Annotated in this window: 17 protein-coding genes and 1 pseudogene; 14 read left to right on the forward strand and 4 right to left on the reverse strand. The window is 62.1% G+C overall.

What is annotated here, in order from left to right:
* Both SO180_RS32855 and SO180_RS32860 read left to right on the forward strand, forming a co-directional pair.
* A pseudogene (locus tag SO180_RS32855) lies at positions 1–234 on the forward strand (IS91 family transposase); the annotation flags it as partial.
* Between the two features lie 411 nt (positions 235–645).
* Positions 646–990, forward strand: coding sequence for a YciI family protein (locus SO180_RS32860; protein WP_449382972.1), 345 nt, complete (start codon positions 646–648; stop codon positions 988–990).
* A 203-nt stretch (positions 991–1,193) separates the two neighbouring features.
* Here the strand turns inward: SO180_RS32860 and SO180_RS32865 are convergent, their stop codons facing one another.
* The 3 genes from SO180_RS32865 to SO180_RS32875 all read right to left on the reverse strand — a co-directional run bounded on the left by SO180_RS32865 (position 1,194) and on the right by SO180_RS32875 (position 5,004).
* The gene (locus SO180_RS32865; RefSeq protein ID WP_449382973.1) at positions 1,194–2,282 is read right to left on the reverse strand and encodes an ABC transporter substrate-binding protein; all 1,089 of its coding nucleotides are present in this window, start codon (positions 2,280–2,282) and stop codon (positions 1,194–1,196) included.
* Positions 2,283–2,721: 439 nt separating this feature from the next.
* Positions 2,722–3,126: a hypothetical protein gene (locus tag SO180_RS32870; RefSeq protein ID WP_449382974.1), complete on the reverse strand. Its 405-nt coding sequence runs from the start codon at positions 3,124–3,126 to the stop codon at positions 2,722–2,724.
* Between the two features lie 813 nt (positions 3,127–3,939).
* A complete protein-coding gene (locus SO180_RS32875; protein WP_449382975.1) occupies positions 3,940–5,004 on the reverse strand; it encodes a LacI family DNA-binding transcriptional regulator in 1,065 nt (354 codons plus the stop codon).
* A gap of 177 nt (positions 5,005–5,181) precedes the next feature.
* On the opposite strand from SO180_RS32875, the gene SO180_RS32880 reads away from it, so the two are divergent.
* From SO180_RS32880 to SO180_RS32915, 8 genes are all read left to right on the forward strand, one after another.
* On the forward strand, positions 5,182–6,435 hold the full coding sequence (locus tag SO180_RS32880; RefSeq protein WP_449382976.1) for an ABC transporter substrate-binding protein: 1,254 nt from the start codon (positions 5,182–5,184) through the stop codon (positions 6,433–6,435).
* Positions 6,436–6,510: 75 nt separating this feature from the next.
* Positions 6,511–7,389, forward strand: a complete 879-nt coding sequence (locus SO180_RS32885; protein ID WP_449382977.1) for a carbohydrate ABC transporter permease — start codon at positions 6,511–6,513, stop codon at positions 7,387–7,389.
* Positions 7,386–8,279, forward strand: coding sequence for a carbohydrate ABC transporter permease (locus SO180_RS32890; protein WP_449382978.1), 894 nt, complete (start codon positions 7,386–7,388; stop codon positions 8,277–8,279). The genes SO180_RS32885 and SO180_RS32890 overlap by 4 nt, the downstream gene beginning before the upstream one ends.
* Positions 8,280–8,285: 6 nt before the next feature.
* A complete protein-coding gene (locus SO180_RS32895) occupies positions 8,286–9,371 on the forward strand; it encodes an ABC transporter ATP-binding protein (RefSeq protein ID WP_449382979.1) in 1,086 nt (361 codons plus the stop codon).
* Between the two features lie 29 nt (positions 9,372–9,400).
* Complete coding sequence (locus SO180_RS32900; protein WP_449382980.1) at positions 9,401–10,162, forward strand: sugar phosphate isomerase/epimerase family protein; 762 nt, start codon at positions 9,401–9,403, stop codon at positions 10,160–10,162.
* Positions 10,163–10,175: 13 nt separating this feature from the next.
* The gene (locus tag SO180_RS32905) at positions 10,176–11,336 is read left to right on the forward strand and encodes a Gfo/Idh/MocA family protein (RefSeq protein ID WP_449382981.1); all 1,161 of its coding nucleotides are present in this window, start codon (positions 10,176–10,178) and stop codon (positions 11,334–11,336) included.
* Between the two features lie 158 nt (positions 11,337–11,494).
* On the forward strand, positions 11,495–12,550 hold the full coding sequence (locus SO180_RS32910; RefSeq protein WP_449382982.1) for a sugar phosphate isomerase/epimerase family protein: 1,056 nt from the start codon (positions 11,495–11,497) through the stop codon (positions 12,548–12,550).
* 14 nt (positions 12,551–12,564) lie between these two features.
* On the forward strand, positions 12,565–13,740 hold the full coding sequence (locus SO180_RS32915; protein WP_449382983.1) for a Gfo/Idh/MocA family protein: 1,176 nt from the start codon (positions 12,565–12,567) through the stop codon (positions 13,738–13,740).
* A gap of 114 nt (positions 13,741–13,854) precedes the next feature.
* On the opposite strand, the gene SO180_RS32920 is transcribed toward SO180_RS32915, so the two are convergent.
* Positions 13,855–14,841 (reverse strand): LacI family DNA-binding transcriptional regulator, encoded by a 987-nt coding sequence (locus tag SO180_RS32920; protein ID WP_449383004.1) that lies wholly within the window; start codon positions 14,839–14,841, stop codon positions 13,855–13,857.
* A 299-nt stretch (positions 14,842–15,140) separates the two neighbouring features.
* Between SO180_RS32920 and SO180_RS32925 the strand changes: the two genes are divergently transcribed.
* The 4 genes from SO180_RS32925 to SO180_RS32940 all read left to right on the forward strand — a co-directional run bounded on the left by SO180_RS32925 (position 15,141) and on the right by SO180_RS32940 (position 19,435).
* Entirely contained in the window at positions 15,141–16,214 is a 1,074-nt protein-coding gene (locus SO180_RS32925) for an ABC transporter ATP-binding protein (protein ID WP_449382984.1), read from the forward strand.
* A gap of 75 nt (positions 16,215–16,289) precedes the next feature.
* On the forward strand, positions 16,290–17,534 hold the full coding sequence (locus SO180_RS32930; protein WP_449382985.1) for an ABC transporter substrate-binding protein: 1,245 nt from the start codon (positions 16,290–16,292) through the stop codon (positions 17,532–17,534).
* Positions 17,535–17,636: 102 nt separating this feature from the next.
* Entirely contained in the window at positions 17,637–18,584 is a 948-nt protein-coding gene (locus tag SO180_RS32935) for a carbohydrate ABC transporter permease (protein ID WP_449382986.1), read from the forward strand.
* Positions 18,581–19,435 carry a carbohydrate ABC transporter permease gene (locus SO180_RS32940; protein WP_449382987.1) on the forward strand — a complete coding sequence of 285 codons (855 nt, stop codon included), beginning with the start codon at positions 18,581–18,583 and terminating at the stop codon, positions 19,433–19,435. The genes SO180_RS32935 and SO180_RS32940 overlap by 4 nt, the downstream gene beginning before the upstream one ends.
* Positions 19,436–19,459: the final 24 nt, after the last annotated feature.

Genomic DNA, 19,459 nt, shown 5'->3' on the forward strand with positions numbered 1-19,459 from the left:
CACTACGGCCTGTTCGCCAAAGGCGCATGCGCCGGCAACGTCGCACGCGCCCGTGAGCTGCTCGCTGCTGCAAAACCTGAGGGACGGCCCACCGTTGCCGCCGTCGATCCCGACAAGCCACCTTGTCCATGTTGTGGCGGTCGCATGGTCGTCATCGAGGTCTTCGCGCGTGGCGCAACGCCACGGCATCGGCCGACAGCTCCAGCGAACCGCATCAGGATCGACACCTCATGACCGCGCCACAGTCCTGCAAATCCGTTCGTCGTGCTCGCAGGCCCTCGACCGGCCACGGCAGAGCGCGCCCGCATATCCGCCAGCCGTCGCAAATCGTCGGGCAACCTATGCAGTTCGACGTCACCCGTCGCTCATTCGTCAGCCGTGTCATCGTCCCACGACTCGTTGCATCGGCTCGACCCAAATCCGCCAGCGCGCCCGCGGCACTCAAATCCCCATAGCGCCTGCGGCACGGCCTTACGTTCCCTCAAGCGCGGTTTCCTCCCTTGGAGGCTTTCGGACGCCGGCCGCCGAATACGCCGCCCCGTCCCTCATGCGGCCGGCATCCGAAACCCTTCACAGAAGCGGAATACGCCAAACACCGATGATCTGGGGTAGTATGTTCCTAGCCGCAGATAATAGGAAGGTCACATGACGCATTACATTATCTACTTCAACCAGCAATGGGTCGGCGATCACTCCGAAGAGTGGTTTCGGTCTCGCGGACCATTGGCTAGGGCAGTCGTGGCCGAGATGAAGGAAGCGGGCGTGCTCATCTTCGCCGCGGGAGTAGATGAAGATCTGAGCAAGGCTTTCAATGCCAATAACATCAGCGGCGAACTGAGGTTTAGCGAAGGTCGGTATTCCAACGCCCCGGAATATCTCGGTGGCTTCACGGTCGTTGATGTCTCCGAACAAGAGTCGGCGAAGTTTTGGGCCGGCAAGCTCGCAATCGCTTGTGGCTGGCCGCAAGAGGTCCGGCCACTCCATGTGTGACGGCGGCACGATGTGAGTCCGAACCTACGCTGAGATCGATGGCTGAACGTTTCGCGTCGTTCATGATGACTGGCTTGGGTCACAAGCAGCGGTCAAGGCAAGCACACCCCGGCGTCCGGTTTTACCGCCGACAGCCGACATCGCAATAAGCGCTGTTCGGCCTGGGGCCACTTCCGGACTCACGCATTGCAGTAGACCGGGTGCTATTCAATCACCTCGTCGGCGACGGCCAGCAACGTGGGAGGCACGTTAATGCCAAGCGCTTTAGCGGTCTTAAGGTTGATAACGAGGGTAAACTTGCTCGCCTGCTCGATCGGGAGATCGCCGGGCTTCGCGCCATGCAATATTTTCCCGGCATAGGTGCCCGCATGATGCACACCATCGAGCGGGTCGGGCGAATAGCTCATCAGAACTCCGGCCTGTCCCCAGAACGGATAGGGAGCGACACTTGGCTTTCCGGAGGCCGTGACGGAATTTATGACGCGTGAAACATCAGCGCTCATCAGAGGCTCGCCCGAGATGTAGAACGCGCTCACGTCATCCCGAAGCCCCGCTGCAACGGCGCTGTCCAGATCGTCAAAGGTGTTGAGATCGTAGTGAACGACCTCAAAGCCCAACTGGGCGGACACCTTTTGCAGCGCATCTTTCTCCTGCATCGCCAATACCCCGTTGGCGGGCGCTATCATGCCGAGGCGCACCAGATTTGGGACAAGCTCCTTGAAGAACGCGATCCGCTTTTGGGTGATCGTTTCTTCGCCACCGGCTGCGTTCATGACGTTTCCGGTGAGCAACCCGCCCGGGTGCGTATAGCTTGGGACTATGCCTAGCGCGACGAGGTCGGCAGCAACGTTGCAAAAAACAAGCGGCAGCGCTGGAAAAGATCGACGAAACTCATGAAACACTTCGCACTGACGCACAATATTCGGCGGTGTCTTTTCTCCGCGGTATGATCCTTCCGTGCACAACACTGAGTCTACCAAGCCATAGAGAGAGCCATTCACGACGATGACGCGTGCATTGAGCGCGCCCAATTCCCTAGCAAACTGAGGATAACGATCTACGTCTCCTTCGGCGGACCGCACGGCAAGGGAATAGTTCGTCCCTTCGACGAAACCCTCCTCCTGAAGGCCCTTCCGGAGCATGGTAATTCTATCTTTGGAGTTTGAGGTCTCCAGCCGTTGCACCGGCAAAAACCCGACCAACGGCATGTCCGTTTTCTTCTGGGCATAGCCCGGTCGAGGAATACTCAGCGCGGTCGCGCCGATCAGTCCGATGAAATCACGCCGGTGCATGCGGACCTCCACGGATTTCAACGCGACAGTTTAATTGTCCAAACTTGAACTTGAAAGACGTGCGGGTTCGGCCGCAGCAAATATTGTTGGGTTGCCGATGTCTGAAGTGGGTTAAAACGGTAGGGCCAGGCCGAGTATATAAGTTCGGCGTCGCTTTCGAGAGCCGCCCTAAGCGTCAAGACGGCCTGAACAAAAGGCCCCGACGATGTTGCACGTCGGGGCCTTCAAGATCATCAGGCCGGTTACCTCCGCCGTACCTTCCGATCTTTGATGTCGTCGATTAGCACATGCCATCTAGTGTAAGATGTGGCGTTGATGCGCCGTGACGCCGATCACATTCCGCCCGAAGACGGCTCGCCCACCGGCAGGCCAACGGCCGGCACCGACTATCCCGTTTTCGGGGACGGTCGCGACCGGTTCCGTTGTAATGTGCACGCCGTCAACGGGCCAAGAGGGGAACGCGGAGAACCTTGAAGCCCTTAATTTCAGGGAATGCTTCTGCCGCGTCGGCGGAAACTAGTTTTAATACTACGGCTTGTACGTCTCCGCTGATAAGTCGATCTAGCGAGGCGCCGTCGCCAACCGAAAGCTGAGCGTTCATGGCACCGCCGGCCTCCAAAGCGGAGCGGATGTCCTGCTCAACCGCGGACTGAGCCTTGTCGATTGCAACATTTTGGCCCTTGAGCGCGGCGACCGATTTTACATCCGGTCGGGAGAGCAGGAGCGCGACCAAAGGTATCGAGACATTGACGTCGCCAGCCTTGGTCTCATCCGCGCGATCATTGCCCGGCGCCTTCGGCGTTTCGGCGTTCGTGATTTGCTCGGCGATCGCCAACGCAGCCATGATCAACTCCTGAGGAGATCTCTCTTTTGGAGGATTGCTGGTCTCCACGGCAGGCGGAGCATTTCCGGTTTCGGGAACAGGCGGAGACTCCGGAGTTGTGATGAGCCACGGCGGAGGGGTTCTCGGCCTTGGAGGAGGCGGCGGTTTCGGAGTCGCGGCGAGCGAGGCCCGAAAATCGCGGGTCTTCTTCCGAGACTGCGCATCGACCGAGGTCGACTCACCGCGCTTCGAAATGCGTTTGCGGGGAGCTTCCATCGACGCCTTGCCGACGGATGTGTTCGCGGCCCCCTTGGCAGAAGCCTGGCTCGCCTTAAGCGTCCGCCGGCTCCACGCCATATAGGACTGGCATGGGAGGTTGCACGGCACCCCATCGATGTAAACGGTGCCGGGAGGGTCGAGCGGGTGAGCGAATGCCCCTCCAACAAGACCAACACTTACAAAGGCTACAATTGCCCATCGTTTCATTGAAATTACTCCTGTTACACAATTGAAATTTGTCGTCCTCGATCGTTGCCGAGCGCGAACTAAAATCAGTGGCCGATGTGCAGACGGAGATAAATTGTCAGAGACGTTGACTTGCAATTCAGACCAAATAACGGCCTGACGCCTAGGATCGCCAATCGACGTCTGCATGTATCGGCGCCCACCGCCGCGCGGGCACGCCGTCGAGTTCGCGCAAAGGAACCTAACGCAATCTATCGACTGCTACGTGTCATGCCAATGTCGGCCTTGGGATCAAACTGCGAATTAGCGGGGAGGGCCCTTCTTGGCGCACATCCGCCTGCGATGGTCTTACACCGTTTCTTCGCCGTCCTAGCCGGACCTCTCGCCCCGGGATGAATGGCCAGGACTCTTCCGCAGCGGGCGCGTGCTGTCGCGCAACGCCAGCGTGGCGGGAAGCTGGATGTTCTTCCGTGGACCCGCCCTGCCGGTCGTCATCAGCGCGATCAATTCGGCGGCCGCTGCGGCACCGAGGTCGCGGCGCGGCTGGACGACGGTCGTCAAGGTCGGCTCGCAATAGTCGGCATAGGCAATGCCGTCGAAGCCGAAGACGGAGAGATCGGTCGGGACTTGGAGGCCGGCCGCCTGCACGGTCTTGATCAGGCCGATCGCCATTTCGTCGTTGGCCGCAAACAGCGCGGTCGGACGCGCTGCGGACTCGAGCGCCAGCATCGTCCGGCCGGCCTCGACACCGGTGCGGAAGGTGAAATCGCCAGGCAGGATCAAGCCTGAATCAGCCGCAATCCCCGCCTCGCGCAAGGCCTGCCGATAGCCTTCGAAACGCTGCTGCTCCAGAATATTGGATTTTGGTCCCGACAAATAGGCGATGTTTGTGTGTCCCAGTTCGACCAGATGTCGCACCGCCTCGCTGGCGGTGCCGACATTGTCGATTGTGACTTGGGGGAAGCTTTCGCCGGAAATGTACTCGCAAGCTGCGACGAGCGGCACGCGCGCGTCGCGCAGGTCGCGGTCGGGGCTGCGCATCACGTGGCCGCACAAGAGCAGCACGCCGTCGGCCTGGCCGGCGCAAACCAGGTCGACATAGCGCGCCTCCTTCTCCGGCGATCCGGCCAGACTGGCGATGATGAGTCCATAGCCGGCGGTCGACAGGGTGTCGTCGATGCCCTGCAAAACCTCGGCAAAGAACGGGTTGGCGATGTCCGGCACCGCCACCAGGACCACCATGGTTTTCCGTGCGCGCAGGTTCCTTGCAGAAATGTTCGGCGTGTAGCCGGTCTCGCGCACCGCAGCGAGCACGCGTGTGCGGGTTTCCTCGATCACGATCTCAGGGCGCGCCAGCGTCCGGCTGACGGTCGCCACCGAAACTCCCGCCAGCCGGGCGACATCGGCGATCTTGGTCACTTTTTGGCGCGTCACTCTGTTTCGTTTTGCCATAGAGAGGCTCGCAATCTCACTGCCATGACCGGGCTTGCAAAATTCCAGGGTTCTGCTATCGTGAATATGTAATCGATTACATTCGGTAGAGCAACAACGAGCCCGTAAGGGCCGCAAGCCGAATACACCGCCTGCAAAAGGCGCATCCGGGAGGGAATGATGAAGCGCACGCTGTTCGCATCGGTGGCGATCGTCGCCACGACCTTTTCGATGACATTGGCCTCTGTGCCGGTCTCCGCAGAAGAGATGAAAGCCGAGGTCATTCATTGGTGGACCTCCGGTGGCGAGGCCGCTGCAGTGAAAGTATTTGCCGATCAGTTCACCAAGGCCGGTGGGACGTGGATCGATAGCGCCGTGGCCGGTGCCGCCAATGCGCGAAACGCCGCGATCAGCCGTACCGTCGCCGGCAATCCTCCGACCGCGATGCAGCTCAACACCGGCAAGCAATTCGACGAGCTGGTGGAGGGCGACCTGCTCGCCGATGTCGACGCGGTTGCAACTGAGGGCAACTGGAAAGGCGTGATGCCCGCCGCGATCGTTGCCGCGGCGACTCGCAACGGCAAGATGTACGCGGTGCCGATCAACATCCACGGTCAGAATTGGCTCTGGTACAACAAGGCTGTGCTCGCCTCCGTCGGCGCCGCCGAGCCGAAGACCTGGAATGACGCTCTAGCCATTCTCGACAAGCTTAAGGCGGAAGGCAAGGTGATCCCGCTGGCCTTCTCGGGCCAGAAGAACTGGGAACAAAACCTGTTCAACTCGGTCATGATCGGCGTCGGCGGCGCGCAGATGTGGACCGGCATTCTCGGCAAGCATGATGTGTCGCTGGCGCGGAGCGCCGAGTTCAAGACGGTCGCTGTCACCTACAAGAAGCTCAAGGACTATGTCGATGCCGGCGCGCCCGGCCGCAACTGGAATGACGCGACCAACCTCGTCATCCAGGGCAAGGCCGGAATGCAGATCATGGGCGACTGGGCCAAGGGCGAATTCGTCGCGGCGGGCAAGGTCGCCGACAAGGACTATGGCTGCACGGTGTTGTCTAATGGCAGCGGCGGTTATGTGATGGGCGGTGACGTGTTCGTATTTCCGAAGGCGAAGGACCCATCCACCACCAAGGCGCAGATGGCATTGGCGAGACTGATGTTGGCGCCAGAGACTCAGATCCAGTTCGCGCTGAAGAAGGGCTCGATCCCGGTGCGCAACGATGTCGATACGTCCGCACTGGACGCTTGCGCCCAAAAAGGCATGCGCTACGTCGCAGACAAGGCTCAGCAAATGCCGTCCGGCGACATGCTGGCGCCGCCGGCGCTGATCGGCGCGCTCCAGGATGCCATCTCGCAATATTGGAACACCAACATGAGCGCCGATGAATTCACCGGCAAGGTCGCTGCAGTGCTGAAGTCCCAGGAGTGATGTACCACAGAAGGCGGCCGACGAACCGTCGGCCGCCTTTCCTTCCTGTCGATCTCTCTTCAATCCGGCGATGCGATGCGTCTTTCGCTGAACTCCCGACTTTCCGCGCTCTCTGCGCTCTTGCCGGCGCTGATGGTGATGCTCATCGTCTATATCGGTGCCACCAGTTGGACCGTGTGGATGTCGCTGACCAATTCGCGCATGCTTCCGAACAGCAACTTCGTTGGGCTTCGGCAATACGAGATGTTGTTCAATAACGATCGCTGGATCACCTCGGTCCACAACATCGTTATCTATGGTGTGCTGTTCGTTTCGCTCGCGCTTCTGATCGGCTTCCTGCTGGCGGTTGCGATCGACCAGCGGGTGAGGGCCGAAGACACGATCCGCTCGATCTATCTCTACCCCTATTCGATGTCCTTCGTCGTCACGGGCTTGGTCTGGCAATGGCTGCTCAACCCGACGCTCGGCATCCAGCATGTGCTGCGCAGTTGGGGTTTCGAAGGCGCGACCTTCGACTGGATCGTGCGGCCGGAGACTGCGATCTACTGCCTGGTCATCGCGGGCGTCTGGCAGGCTTCCGGACTGGTGATGGCGATCATGCTCGCCGGGCTGCGCGGCGTCGATGACGAGATCTGGAAGGCGGCGCGGGTCGATGGTCTGCCGAAATGGCGGGTCTATGTGTCGATCATCATTCCGATGATGGGTGCTAGCTTTGCGACCGCCGCGGTGCTGCTGTCGACGGCCGTGGTGCGCCTCTACGACCTCTCGGTATCTATGACCAATGGCGGCCCCGGCATTGCCTCGGAGGTACCCGCCAAATTTGTCATGGATCATCTGTTCGAGCGCGCCAATATTGGTCTTGCAACGGCGGCGGCGACCACCATGCTGATCACGGTGATCGCGGTGGTCGCCCCCTATCTTTACTGGCGTGCGGGCAGGGGAGAGATGCGATGACCGCGGTGGCGCAGGCTCTGCCCGCGGCGCGGCGGCCGAAGCGCATGAGCCCGGCGCGCTGGGGCCTTTATGCCTTTATCCTCATCACCGCGCTCTACTTCCTGCTGCCGCTCTATGTGATGGTCGTCACCTCGCTGAAGCCGATGGCGGAGATCCGGCAGGGCAATCTGCTGGCCTTGCCGGCAGCCCCTGATATCGAGGCGTGGATCAAGGCCTGGACCTCGGCCTGCACCGGGCTGACCTGCCAGGGCATCAAGGTCGGCTTTTTCAACTCGTTGCGCATCCTGGTGCCGTCAGTTTTCATCTCTATCCTGATCGGCTCGCTTACCGGCTATGCGCTGTCGCTCTGGCGCGTGCGCGGCGCCAACATCCTGTTCGGCGCGATGATGGTGGTGGCCTTCATTCCGTATCAGGTGTTCATCTACCCCCTGGTGCGCGTGTTCTCCTTCACAGGGCTCGGGCAGTCGCTCCTGACCATCGTGATCGTCCACACGATCTTCGGCCTTCCCACCATGACGCTGCTGTTCCGCAACTACTTCGCGTCGCTGCCGGTCGAGTTGTTCAAGGCCGCCCGCGTCGACGGCGCCGGCTTCTACCAGATCTACGCGCAGATCATGATGCCGATGGCCACCCCCATGATTGTGGTCGCGGTGATCTTGCAGACCACTGGCATCTGGAACGATTTCATCCTGGGGCTCGTCTTCGCCGGCCGCGACAATTTGCCGATGACTGTGCAGCTCAATAACATCGTCAATTCGACGCAAGGTGAGCGCGCCTACAATGTCGACATGGCGGCGACGCTGTTGACCGCGCTGTTGCCGCTCGCCGTCTATTTCGGCTCCGGCCGTTGGTTCGTGCGCGGTATCGCCGCTGGCGCTGTAAAGGGCTAACGCAACATGCAGCAGTCGAACGTCGACATCAGGAGCCTGCAGATCGGCTTTGGCGGCCTGAAGGTGCTGGAGAATCTTGATCTCCACGTGGAGGCGTCCGAGTTCCTCGTGCTGCTTGGGCCGTCCGGCTGCGGCAAGTCGACATTGCTCAACGCGATCGCAGGATTAATCGACGTCAAGGGTGGCGAAATCCATATCGGTGGCCGCGATGTCACCTGGGCAGAACCGAAGGATCGCGGCATCGCGATGGTGTTCCAGAGCTACGCGCTCTATCCGCGCATGAGCGTGCGAGGAAACATGTCGTTCGGGCTGAAGGTCGCGGGCACGCCGCAGAGCGAGATCGAGCGCCGCCTCAGTGAGGCCGCGCAGATGCTGCGGCTCACCAGTCTCCTCGACCGCCGTCCCAGCGAGCTCTCCGGCGGCCAGCGTCAGCGTGTCGCGATCGGACGGGCGCTGGTGCGCCATGCCGGAGTCTATCTGTTCGACGAGCCGCTCTCCAATCTGGATGCCCAGCTGCGCGCCGAGCTCAGGGTCGAGATCAAGCGGCTGCATGCACGGCTTGGCGCAACCATGATCTACGTGACGCACGACCAGATCGAGGCGCTGACGCTCGCGGACCGCATCGCGGTCATGCAGGGCGGCGTGATCCAGCAGCTCGACACGCCAAAGAAGATCTATCGCGAACCGGTGAACCGGTTCGTCGCCTCCTTTGTCGGCTCGCCCGCGATGAACTTCATTCCCGGTCGGCTCGCGCGCGGCAGCGAGGTCGGATTCATCGCCGGTGTAAACCGGTTTGGCTTGAACGGCTACGTGTTCCGCGGCCAGCCGACGGACGCGCCGGTCGTTCTCGGCATTCGGCCCGAGCATATCGAGGTTGCCGCATCCGACGACCCATCCTCCGTGTCCGCGCGCGTCGAGATGGTTGAGCCGATGGGCGCCGACACGCTGATCTGGTGTCGCCTCGCCGACGGCACCGCCTTCTCCTTCCGCCATGACGCCGACGCGCAGGTACATGTGGGCGACACGCTCACCGTCCGCTTCCCCGCCGATACCCTGTCGCTGTTCGATGAGACGAGCGGACAGCGCCTCTGAAATCCATCTATCCCTGACGAAAGCAAGACATGACCAGGCCCATCGACCAATTATCCATCCAGCTCTATTCCGCTCGCTCCATCGCCCCGCTCGAAGCGCAATTCGCGCTGCTCTCCAGCCTAGGCTACACGATGGTCGAGCCTTGGGGTGGGCTGTTCAACGAACCCGAGAGCCTGAAGCGGCTGCTCGGGCGCCACGGCATGACCGCGCCGAGCGCCCATGTCGGTCTCGACCGCTTGCGCGAGGATGCGGTCGGCACGGCGAGGATGTGCAAGGAGCTTGGCATCGGGACCATCTTCGCCCCGGCTCCGCCATTGGGTGAACGCGAGGGCGACGAAAAGCAATGGCGCGGCATCGGGCGCGAGCTTGCCGAGATCGGAAGGGCAGTGACCGGCGAGGGGCTCAAATTCGGCTGGCACAACCATCATTGGGAATATGGCCGCAGCGGGAGCGGCAAGACCTATCTCGAATGCCTGTTCGAAGAGGCGCCCGACCTCGTCTGGGAGGCCGATCTCGCATGGATCGTGCGCGGTGGCGGCGATCCGGTCGCCGAGATCAAGAAGCATGCTCAGCGTCTGGTCGCTTGCCACATCAAGGATCTCGCGCCATTGGGACAATGCACTGATGAGGATGGCTGGGCCGATCCCGGCCACGGCACCATGAATTGGCCGGCGCTGCGCGCTGCGATGAAGGAGGCCGGGGTCCGCCTGCTCGTCGCCGAACACGATAAGCCGAACGACGTTGCCCGCTTCGCGCGTCGGGCGCGCGAGACCGTGTCGTCGTGGACGTGATGGGGAGCGGATCATGAGCAAGCTCGGAGTCGGCATCGTCGGATGCGGCAACATCTCGACGATCTACATGCACAACATGCCGAAATTCCGCGATCTAAGGCTGGTCGCCTGCGCCGATCAGCGGCCAGAGGCTGCACAAGCCCAGGCGGCGAAGTTCGAGATCGAGGCGTTGTCGATCGACGCGCTGCTGGCGCGTCCCGATATCCAGATCATCGTCAATCTCACCACGCCGGATGCACATTTTGCGATAAGCCACGCTGCGTTGACTGCAGACAAGCACGTGTTCGGCGAGAAGCCGATTACGGTCGAGGCCAACGATGCGGCGACGCTGGTGGCGGAGGCGGCTCATCGCGGCCTGAAGCTCGGCTGCGCGCCGGATACCTTCCTTGGCGGCGGCGGGCGTATGGCGCGCGAATTCGTGGATGTGGGGCGGATCGGCAAAGTGCTCTATGGCACCTGCTTTCTCATGTCGCATGGCATGGAACACTGGCACCCCGATCCGACCTTCTTCTTCAAACGGGGCGGAGGGCCGATCCTTGACATGGGTCCGTATTACCTTGCGGCCCTCATCAACCTGTTGGGTCCCGTTGCGCTGGTGCAGGGGCGTGCGAGCGCCGGCTTCGCCACGAGGCTCGTCACCTCGAAGGGGCCAATGAACGGCAAGACCATCGCGGTGGAAACGCCGACGACGGTGATGTCGTTGCTGCATTTCGAGTCTGGTGCCGATATCATCTTCGCGATGAGTTGGGACGTCTGGAAGCACGGACATCCGCCGATCGAGCTCTACGGCACCGAGGGTTCGCTGCGCGTGCCGGATCCCAACTTCTTCGGCGGCGCGGTGCAATACACCGAGAAGGGCGGCGACTGGATCTCGGTCCTGGCCGACGACCGGCCGTTCGGCAGGCCCAACTGGCGCTCGCCGAATTGGGCCGATCACATGCCGAACCAGGCCAACTATCGTTGTCTGGGTGTCGCCGAACTCGCGAGTGCTGTGCTGAGTGGCACGCCACACCGCTCCTCCGGTGCTCTGGCGGGCCACGCGCTGGAGGTGAAGCACGCGATCCTCAAGGCCAGCGTCGAAGGTGGAGAGATCGCGGTGCGCTCGCGCGTCGAGCGACCGGCGCCGCTGTCCGATGTCGATGCGATGGCGTTGTGGGCGGGGGAGACGTTCTGACGCGGGACAGTCCCAGGATGTGATTGCCGCCCGGTCTGGGCATTGGGATGAAATGCCCGCTCTGTCTCCTGGAACGAGCAAGGGAGGCGAGTTTTGGTGGGGTATCGAGCTCAGCGGGCGCGTGCTGCTGGAGCGTCCAGGATGGAAGGAAGCATTCGATGAAGATGATCAAGGGACCGGCGATATACCTCGCCCAGTTCGCGGCCGACGCGGCGCCGTTCAACTCCTTCGACTCGATCTGCGGTTGGGCAGCCTCGCTCGGCTACAAGGGGGTTCAGATTCCGAGCTGGGATGGGCGGCTCTTCGACCTGAAGAAAGCTTCGGAGTCGCAGGAGTACGCCGAAGAGGTGAAGGGGATCGCGGCTCGCCACGGGCTTGCGATCACCGAGCTCTCGACCCATCTCCAGGGCCAGCTCGTTGCCGTTCACCCTGCTTATGACGCGGCATTCGACGGCTTCGCCGTGCCGGAAGTGCGTGGCAACGCCAAGGCCCGCACCGAGTGGGCAGTCGATCAGGTCAAGCGCGCGATCTTGGCCTCCAGGCGGCTCGGGCTCACTGCACAGGCGACCTTCTCAGGCGCGCTTGCCTGGCCCTATGTCTACCCCTGGCCGCAGCGTCCGGCCGGCCTCATCGAGACTGCCTTCGACGAGCTTGCCAGGCGCTGGCGGCCGATCCTCGACTATGCCGACGAGCATGGCGTCGATCTCGCCTACGAGATCCACCCGGGCGAAGATCTTCACGATGGTGTTTCCTATGAGATGTTTCTTGAGCGGGTAAAGGGCCACAAGCGCGCGAACCTGCTCTACGACCCGTCGCACTTCGTGCTGCAGCAGCTCGACTATCTCGACTACATCGACATTTACCACCAGCGCATAAAGGCATTCCACGTCAAGGACGCCGAGTTCAACCCGACGGGCCGCCAGGGTGTCTATGGCGGGTTTCAGAGCTGGGTCGACCGTGCCGGCCGCTTCCGATCGCTCGGCGATGGCCAAGTCGATTTCGGCGCCATCTTCTCGAAGCTCACGCAATACGATTACGACAGTTGGGCGGTGCTCGAGTGGGAATGTGCGATGAAACATCCCGAGCAAGGCGCGCGCGAGGGGGCCGAGTTCATCAAGAGCCATATCATCCGGGTTACAGAGAACACCTTCGACGATTATGCGGGCTCCGGCGCCGATGCCGCAGCGAACCGCAGGATGCTCGGCATCTTCTGAGCGAGGAGAAGAAAATGACTATCGAAGCAAGCCACGAAGCCGTCGATCGCGGTCGTATCCGGCTCGGCATGGTCGGCGGCGGCCAGGGAGCCTTCATCGGCGCAGTCCACCGCATCGCCGCTCGCCTCGACGACCAGTTCGAACTTGTGGCCGGCGCGCTCGCGTCGGATCCGGTCCGAGCCAAAGCCTCCGCGAAGGAACTCGGTATCGCCGACGACCGTGCCTATGGCTCCTTCGAGGAGATGGCGAAGGCGGAAGCCGCGCGAGCGGACGGCATCGAGGCGGTCTCGATCGTGACGCCCAACCACATGCACGGTCCGGTCGCGAAGATCTTCCTGGAAGCCGGAATTCATGTGATCTGCGACAAGCCACTGACGACGACCGTCACTGAAGCCGAGGAGCTGGTGGCGCTGGTCAGGAAGACGGGCAGGGTCTTCGTGGTGACGCACAATTACACGGGCTATCCCATGATCCGACAGGCGCGGGCCATGGTCGCGAACGGCGATCTCGGCGAGATCCGTCTTGTCCAGGCGGAGTATCTGCAGGATTGGTTGACGGAGCGATTGGAGGCCGGCGGCCAGAAGCAGGCGGCGTGGCGCACAGATCCCACCCGTGCCGGCGCCGGCGGATGCATCGGCGACATTGGCACCCACGCCTATAATCTCGCCTGCTTTGTCACCGGGCTCGAGCTCGACGAACTGCTCGCGCAACTGTCGACCTTCGTCGAGGGACGGCGCCTCGATGACGATGTCCAGATCCTTCTCAAGTGGAAAGGCGGCGCCAAGGGCATGCTGTGGGCGAGTCAAGTCGCCGTCGGCAACGAGAACGGCCTGACACTGCGCGTCTACGGCAGCAAAGGTGGACTCGAATGGACGCAGGAGAACCCGAATCACCTCTGGTTCACGCCTTACGGCGGGCCCAGGCAGCTTCTGACCCGCGGCGGCGCCGGCGCCAAGGGCGAGGCGGCCCGCGTTACCCGCGTTCCTTCCGGTCACCCCGAAGGCTATCTCGAAGGTTTCGCAACAATCTATGCTGAGGCAGCCCGCGCCATCCGCGCGGCAAGGGCCGGCGAAGAACCGGATCCTGAGGTGATCTTCCCGACCGTTGAGGATGGCCTGGCAGGCGTGAAGTTCATCGATGCTGCGGTGAAGTCCTCAGCGTGCAAAGGCGCGTGGGTTCGAATGACATAACTGCCGGCGCGTGCAACGAACGGAGCCCTCATGTTTGGGGTTTCGGCCGCTATGGTGTTTGCCGTTATACAGTGGTTGGTTTTGGCCAGGTTCGAGGACCTTAGGTAGTTCCAATTAACTGCTCTGCCGATGCAGCAGGGTGAAACGCGTGTCGATGACGGCCTGCTCCCGCTCGCCGTCGGGGTGAGAGATCCTTGCGATGATCAGCCGCGCGGCTTCCTTCCCGATCAGGTCGCCAGGCGGGCGGATGGTCGTCAGCGACGGATTGGCGGCCGCGCTGAAGCTCATGTCGCCGAAGCCCACCACCGACAGGTGCTCGGGGATTGCGATGCCGAGGCGCTGGCACTCGAAGATCACGCCGAGGGCGATGTGGTCGTTGGAGCAGGCAATCCCGTTCACGTTCGGAAAGCGATGCAGGGCCTCGCCGAGCAGCATGGCGCCGACCTCGGCGCTCGCCGGCGCGGGATGCTGAATGATCTCCGCAGTGACGTCCGGTACGTTCCGCGCCGTCTCGACGAAGCCCTGGGCGCGCCGCGCAGCGCGACGATCCTCGTGCAGGCGGGCGCCAAGAAACAGCAATCGCTTGCGTCCTCGCTGAACGAGATGCGACGCGGCGGCGCGACCGACCTGGTCGTGGTGAAAACCGACCGCCATGTCCATGGTCTGGGAACCGAGCTCCCAGATTTCGACAACCGGCACCTTGCTGTCGCGCAATAGCCTGCGCGTTGCGGCGCTGTGGGAGAGGCCGGTCAAAACGATGGCGGCGGGGGCCCAGGACAGTGCCGTGCGCACCAGACTTTCCTCGTCATGCTCCTTGTACTCGGTGTGGCCGAGCATCACCTGCAGTCGCTGCTTGCCGAGCTCTTCCTGCATGGCGGCGACGGTCTCGGCAAAGAACGCATTGCGGACGGATGGCACGATGATGCTCACGACGCGCGATGAGGCCGCGGCCAGGCCGCCGGCCATCAGGTTCGGCACGTAGTCGAGCGCCTCGATGGCGCGTGCGATCGACTCGCTCGCCGCCGCCGAAACCGCAGCGGGCTTCCTGAAATAGAGGGATACCGTGGACGGCGAGAGCTCGGCGCGCGCCGCCACGTCCATGATCGTGACCCGTTGCATCTTGCGCCGGGTGCGTGTGGGCTTTGGTGCCGCCATTCCCTTGATGGCTCCAACAATAATAGCGCTATTATGTAGCCGAGGCTTTGTCGCGATACAATCTATTTCTCCTTATCAGAAGAATACTATGATTATAGTCAGATGCATACGATAGTGTTCCATCTCCTAACTCGCCGTACAGAGCTGGAGTCTGTGAGCCTTTTTGTGGCCGTTGATTTGCGAAAATCGTAGCGCTACCATTGGCTACCGCGGCTTCAAGGATGCGGGACGGGAGAACAGGTCTCATGGCTTCGGTCAGCCTGCGCAAGCTCGAGAAAAGCTATGGCGCGTTTCGCGTCGTCAAGACCATCGACCTCGAGATCGCCGACGGCGAGTTCGTGGTGCTGGTTGGCCCGTCGGGCTGCGGCAAATCGACGACGCTGCGGATGATCGCCGGACTCGAAAGCATCAGCGGCGGTGAGATCCGGATCGGCGATCGTGTCGTCAACGATTTGCCGCCGCGCGAGCGCGACATTGCCATGGTGTTTCAGGACTACGCGCTCTACCCGCACAAGACAGTGCGCGAGAACATGGGGTTCAGCCTGAAGGTGCGGGGCGCGAACGCGGCGGAAGCGGACGCCAAGATCAGGGGCGCGGCGGAGATGCTTGGCATCACCCATCTTCTCGACCGGCGGCCGGGACAGCTCTCCGGTGGACAGCGCCAGCGGGTTGCGATGGGCCGGGCCATCGTTCGGCGGCCGCAGGTGTTCCTGTTCGATGAGCCGTTGTCCAATCTCGATGCGAAGCTGCGCGGTCAGGTGCGCACGGAAATCAAGAGGCTGCACCAGACAATAAAGACCACCATCGTCTATGTGACCCACGATCAGGTCGAGGCGATGACGTTGGCCGATCGCATCGTCATCCTTCGCGGCGGCGACATCGAGCAGATCGGAACGCCCGATGAGGTCTACAACAATCCGGCGAGCGTGTTCGTCGGTAGCTTCGTCGGCTCTCCGTCGATGAACTTCGCCAAGGCCAGGGCTGCCCATGGCTATCTCGATTTCGCCGACGGCAACCGTCTGCCGCTTGCGACATTGCCTGGCACCGGGATCTCGGCGGCTGACGGGCGCGAATTCATCGTCGGCATCAGGCCCGAGCATTTCACATCGGGGACGTCCGACGTCGGACTGAATTGCGAGGTTCAGGTCGTCGAGCCGCTCGGCTCCGATACGCTGGTGCATTTTTCGGTGGGCGGCGCGACACTGACCGCGCGGCTGCCGCCCGAGTTGCGCCCGCGAACCGGTGAGGCGTTCAAGCTGGGCCTCGACCCTGCGAAGATTCATCTGTTCGATGCGGAGACGGAGCGTGCCCTGCAGTGAGAGCTGCGCTGCGAGGGCTTCGACCACAAGCTAGAAATGTCGCGAGCAAGCGGCGATCTTAATCGGGAGGACGGCATGAGTTTGGGACGCATTTCAAAGATAACAGGACTGCTGCTCGGATTCGGAGCATTCGCATTCGCGGCCGCCGCGTCCGCCGAAACCACGTTGAAGGTCTTCATCACAAGCCAGGGTCAGCCCGGCATCTGGCGCACGGTGCTCGATCAATACGAAGCGCGCAATCCGGGCGTCAAAGTCGCTATCGATCTGGGCGGCGCGACCTCGGATCTGCAGGCGCAATATCTCAACACGGTCCTCACGGCAAAGGACGCTTCGCTCGATGTGCTGATGCTCGACGTCATACGGCCGGCGCAGTTTGCGGCTGCTGGCTGGACCAGCCCGTTCGCAAGCGAAAACATGTCGGCTTATCTCCGCGCCTATGCCGAGGCGAACACCGTCGACGGCAAGGTGGTGGCGCTCCCCGCTTTTGCGGATTCCATGTTCCTCTATTATCGCAAGGACCTGCTCGACAAATACGGGCTCCAGCCGCCAAAGACGTGGGACGAGCTCGCTGCCGCGGCGAAGAAGATCGCGGACGGTGAGCACAATCCGAATCTGCAGGGCCTTTCGTTCCAGGGCAAGGCGATCGAAGGTGCAGTCTGCACTTTCCTCGTACCATACTGGAGCCAGGGCAAGGTGGTCGTGAAGGACGGCAAGCTCGACTTCGATCGTGAGGCCGCCGCGAAATCGCTCGCGCTCTGGAAGAGCCTCGCCGATAGTGGTGTTGCCAAGAAGAACATTGCCGAGGTTGCGACCGACGACACGCGCAAGGAGTTTCAGGCCGGCAACGTCGTATTCGCGGTGAACTGGGCTTACGCGTGGGCCATGACGCAGGGCGCGGACTCTGCCGTGGTCGGCAAGGTCGGCGTCGCGCGGCTCCCGGCGGTCGAGGGCGGCGAACAGGCGACTTGCCTCGGAGGTTGGGAATGGGGCGTTTCCGCCTTTTCCAAGCATCAGGAGGAGGCGAAGAAGCTCGTCGAATATCTGTCGAGCTCCGAAGTCTCCAAATTCATGGCCATCAACGGCTCGCTGCTGCCGACCTACGGCAAGCTCTACAAGGACGCGGACGTGACCAAGGCGGTGCCGTGGTTCGCCGACGCTCAGCCGATCGTTGAGACCGCTAAGCCGCGTCCGGTGACGCCGCGTTACAACGAGGTCAGTGAAGCGATCCGGACCACGGTCAACGCGGTGCTCGCGGGCGTGACCACGCCGGCGGACGGCGCCACCCAGATCGAGGCTCGCCTGAAGCGGATCCTCCGCTAAGGCACGTTCCGGCGACGAGTGGGTGTATTTCTCCTACGTACGCAGCCCGCTCGTGGTCGCGAATTCTTGCGGTCGCCTCGTGCGCAATCCGGACCGGACCTAATGACGATGACATCCACGTCCAAGAACGCAGCCGGTCGCGTCGATGCGCGACGCGCGAGGCTGTCGCGCTGGTTTGATCCGGACGAAACGACGCTCGCCGTTCTTCTCTTCGCGCCCGCCGCGATCCTGCTCAGTATGATCATCGTCTATCCGGTGGGCCGGCTCATCTACACGAGCTTCCTCGACCTCTCGCTGACGTCGGGCCTGCCGGCGCGATTCGCCGGGCTCACGAACTTTCAGCAGATGCTGGAAGATCCGGTCTTTTGGCAGGCGACCTGGAACACGATCCTGATCACGCTCATCACAGTGCCCGGCGCGCTGTTGGTCGGGCTCGGACTTGCGCTGCTCGCCAATCTGCCGTTCCAGATGCGATGGCCGGTGAGGCTCTCGCTTCTGATTCCGTGGGCGCTGCCGCTTGCATTCGCGGGCCTGATCTTCGCCTGGTTCTTCCATTCGGAATACGGCGTCGTCAACGACGTGCTCAATCGGATCGGCCTGCCTGGCGTGATCTGGTTCAATTCGCCGCGTCTCGCGTTCGCCGCGATCTGTCTCGCCATCATCTGGAAGGCCTCGTCTTTCATGGCGATGATCATTCTCGCCGGATTGCAGACCATTCCGCGTTCGCTTTACGAGGCGGCGGACGTCGACGGGGCAGGGCGTGTGCGGCAGTTCTTCGAGATCACGCTGCCGCTGCTGAAGCCCACGATCGTGGTCGCGCTGATCTTCCGCACCATTACCGCGCTGCAGACCTTCGATATCCCCTACATGATGACGGGAGGCGGGCCGGGCACAGCAACCGCGACGTTGGCCATGTACATCCATCAGAACACCGTGTCGTTCCTCGACCTTGGTTATGGATCGGCGCTTGCGGTGGTGATGTTCGGCCTTTCGATGTGCGTCACGGCGCTTTACCTGCGCATGATCCGCGGCAGCGGGAGCGCATCATGAGCACGGCTGCCTTCTCCACTCTCGGCTCGGCCTTGTCCGGCAAACCGTTGCGCGCCATCGCCGCGCTCATTCTCGTCGTGAACGGCCTGTTCCCGGCGCTGTGGATTCTGCTGACCTCGTTCAAGACCGAGGCGGAGCTCACGCAGAAGCCGATCACCTGGCTGCCGCAAGCGGCGACGATGCAGAATTACGTCCAGGCGTTCTCCGATCAACCGCTGCTCACGTTCCTATTCAACAGCTTCATGGTTGCGCTGTTGTCGACCGCTCTGACGCTGCTTGTTTCCGTTCTCGCGGCCTATGCGTTGGCGCGGCTGAATCTGAGATTTCGCGGCCTCATCATGTCGCTGATCATCGCGGTCTCGACTTTCCCGCTGGTGACGCTCCTGGTGCCGCTGTTCGAGACGATGCGCGCGCTCGATCTGCTCAACACCTGGGTGGCGCTGATTTTGCCTTACACGGTGCTGAGCCTGCCGGTCTGTACGTTGGTGCTGACTTCGTTCTTCGAGGGCATTCCGCGCGATCTGGAGAATGCCGCCATGATCGATGGCTGCACGCGTTTTGGCGCGTTGTTCAAGGTGGTGGTGCCGCTGTCCGCACCGGGCGTATTTACCGCGGGTATCCTTGCCTTCGTCAATTCATGGGACGAGTTTCTGCTCGCGCTCTCGTTCAATTCCAATCCGGCACTGCGTACGCTTCCGGTCGGAATCCAGCTTTATCAGGGCGAGTTTGCCTTCCCCTGGCCGGTGATTTCGGCCGCGCTCGTCGTCGGCATCGTACCGGTGGCGATCCTGATCGTGATCTTCCAGGAGCGTGTGGTCTCGGGGCTGACGGCGGGCGGCCTCAAGGGATGAGCGTGTCAAAGATACGCAAACATA

The sequence above is a fragment of the Bradyrhizobium sp. UFLA05-112 genome, assembly GCF_053572325.1.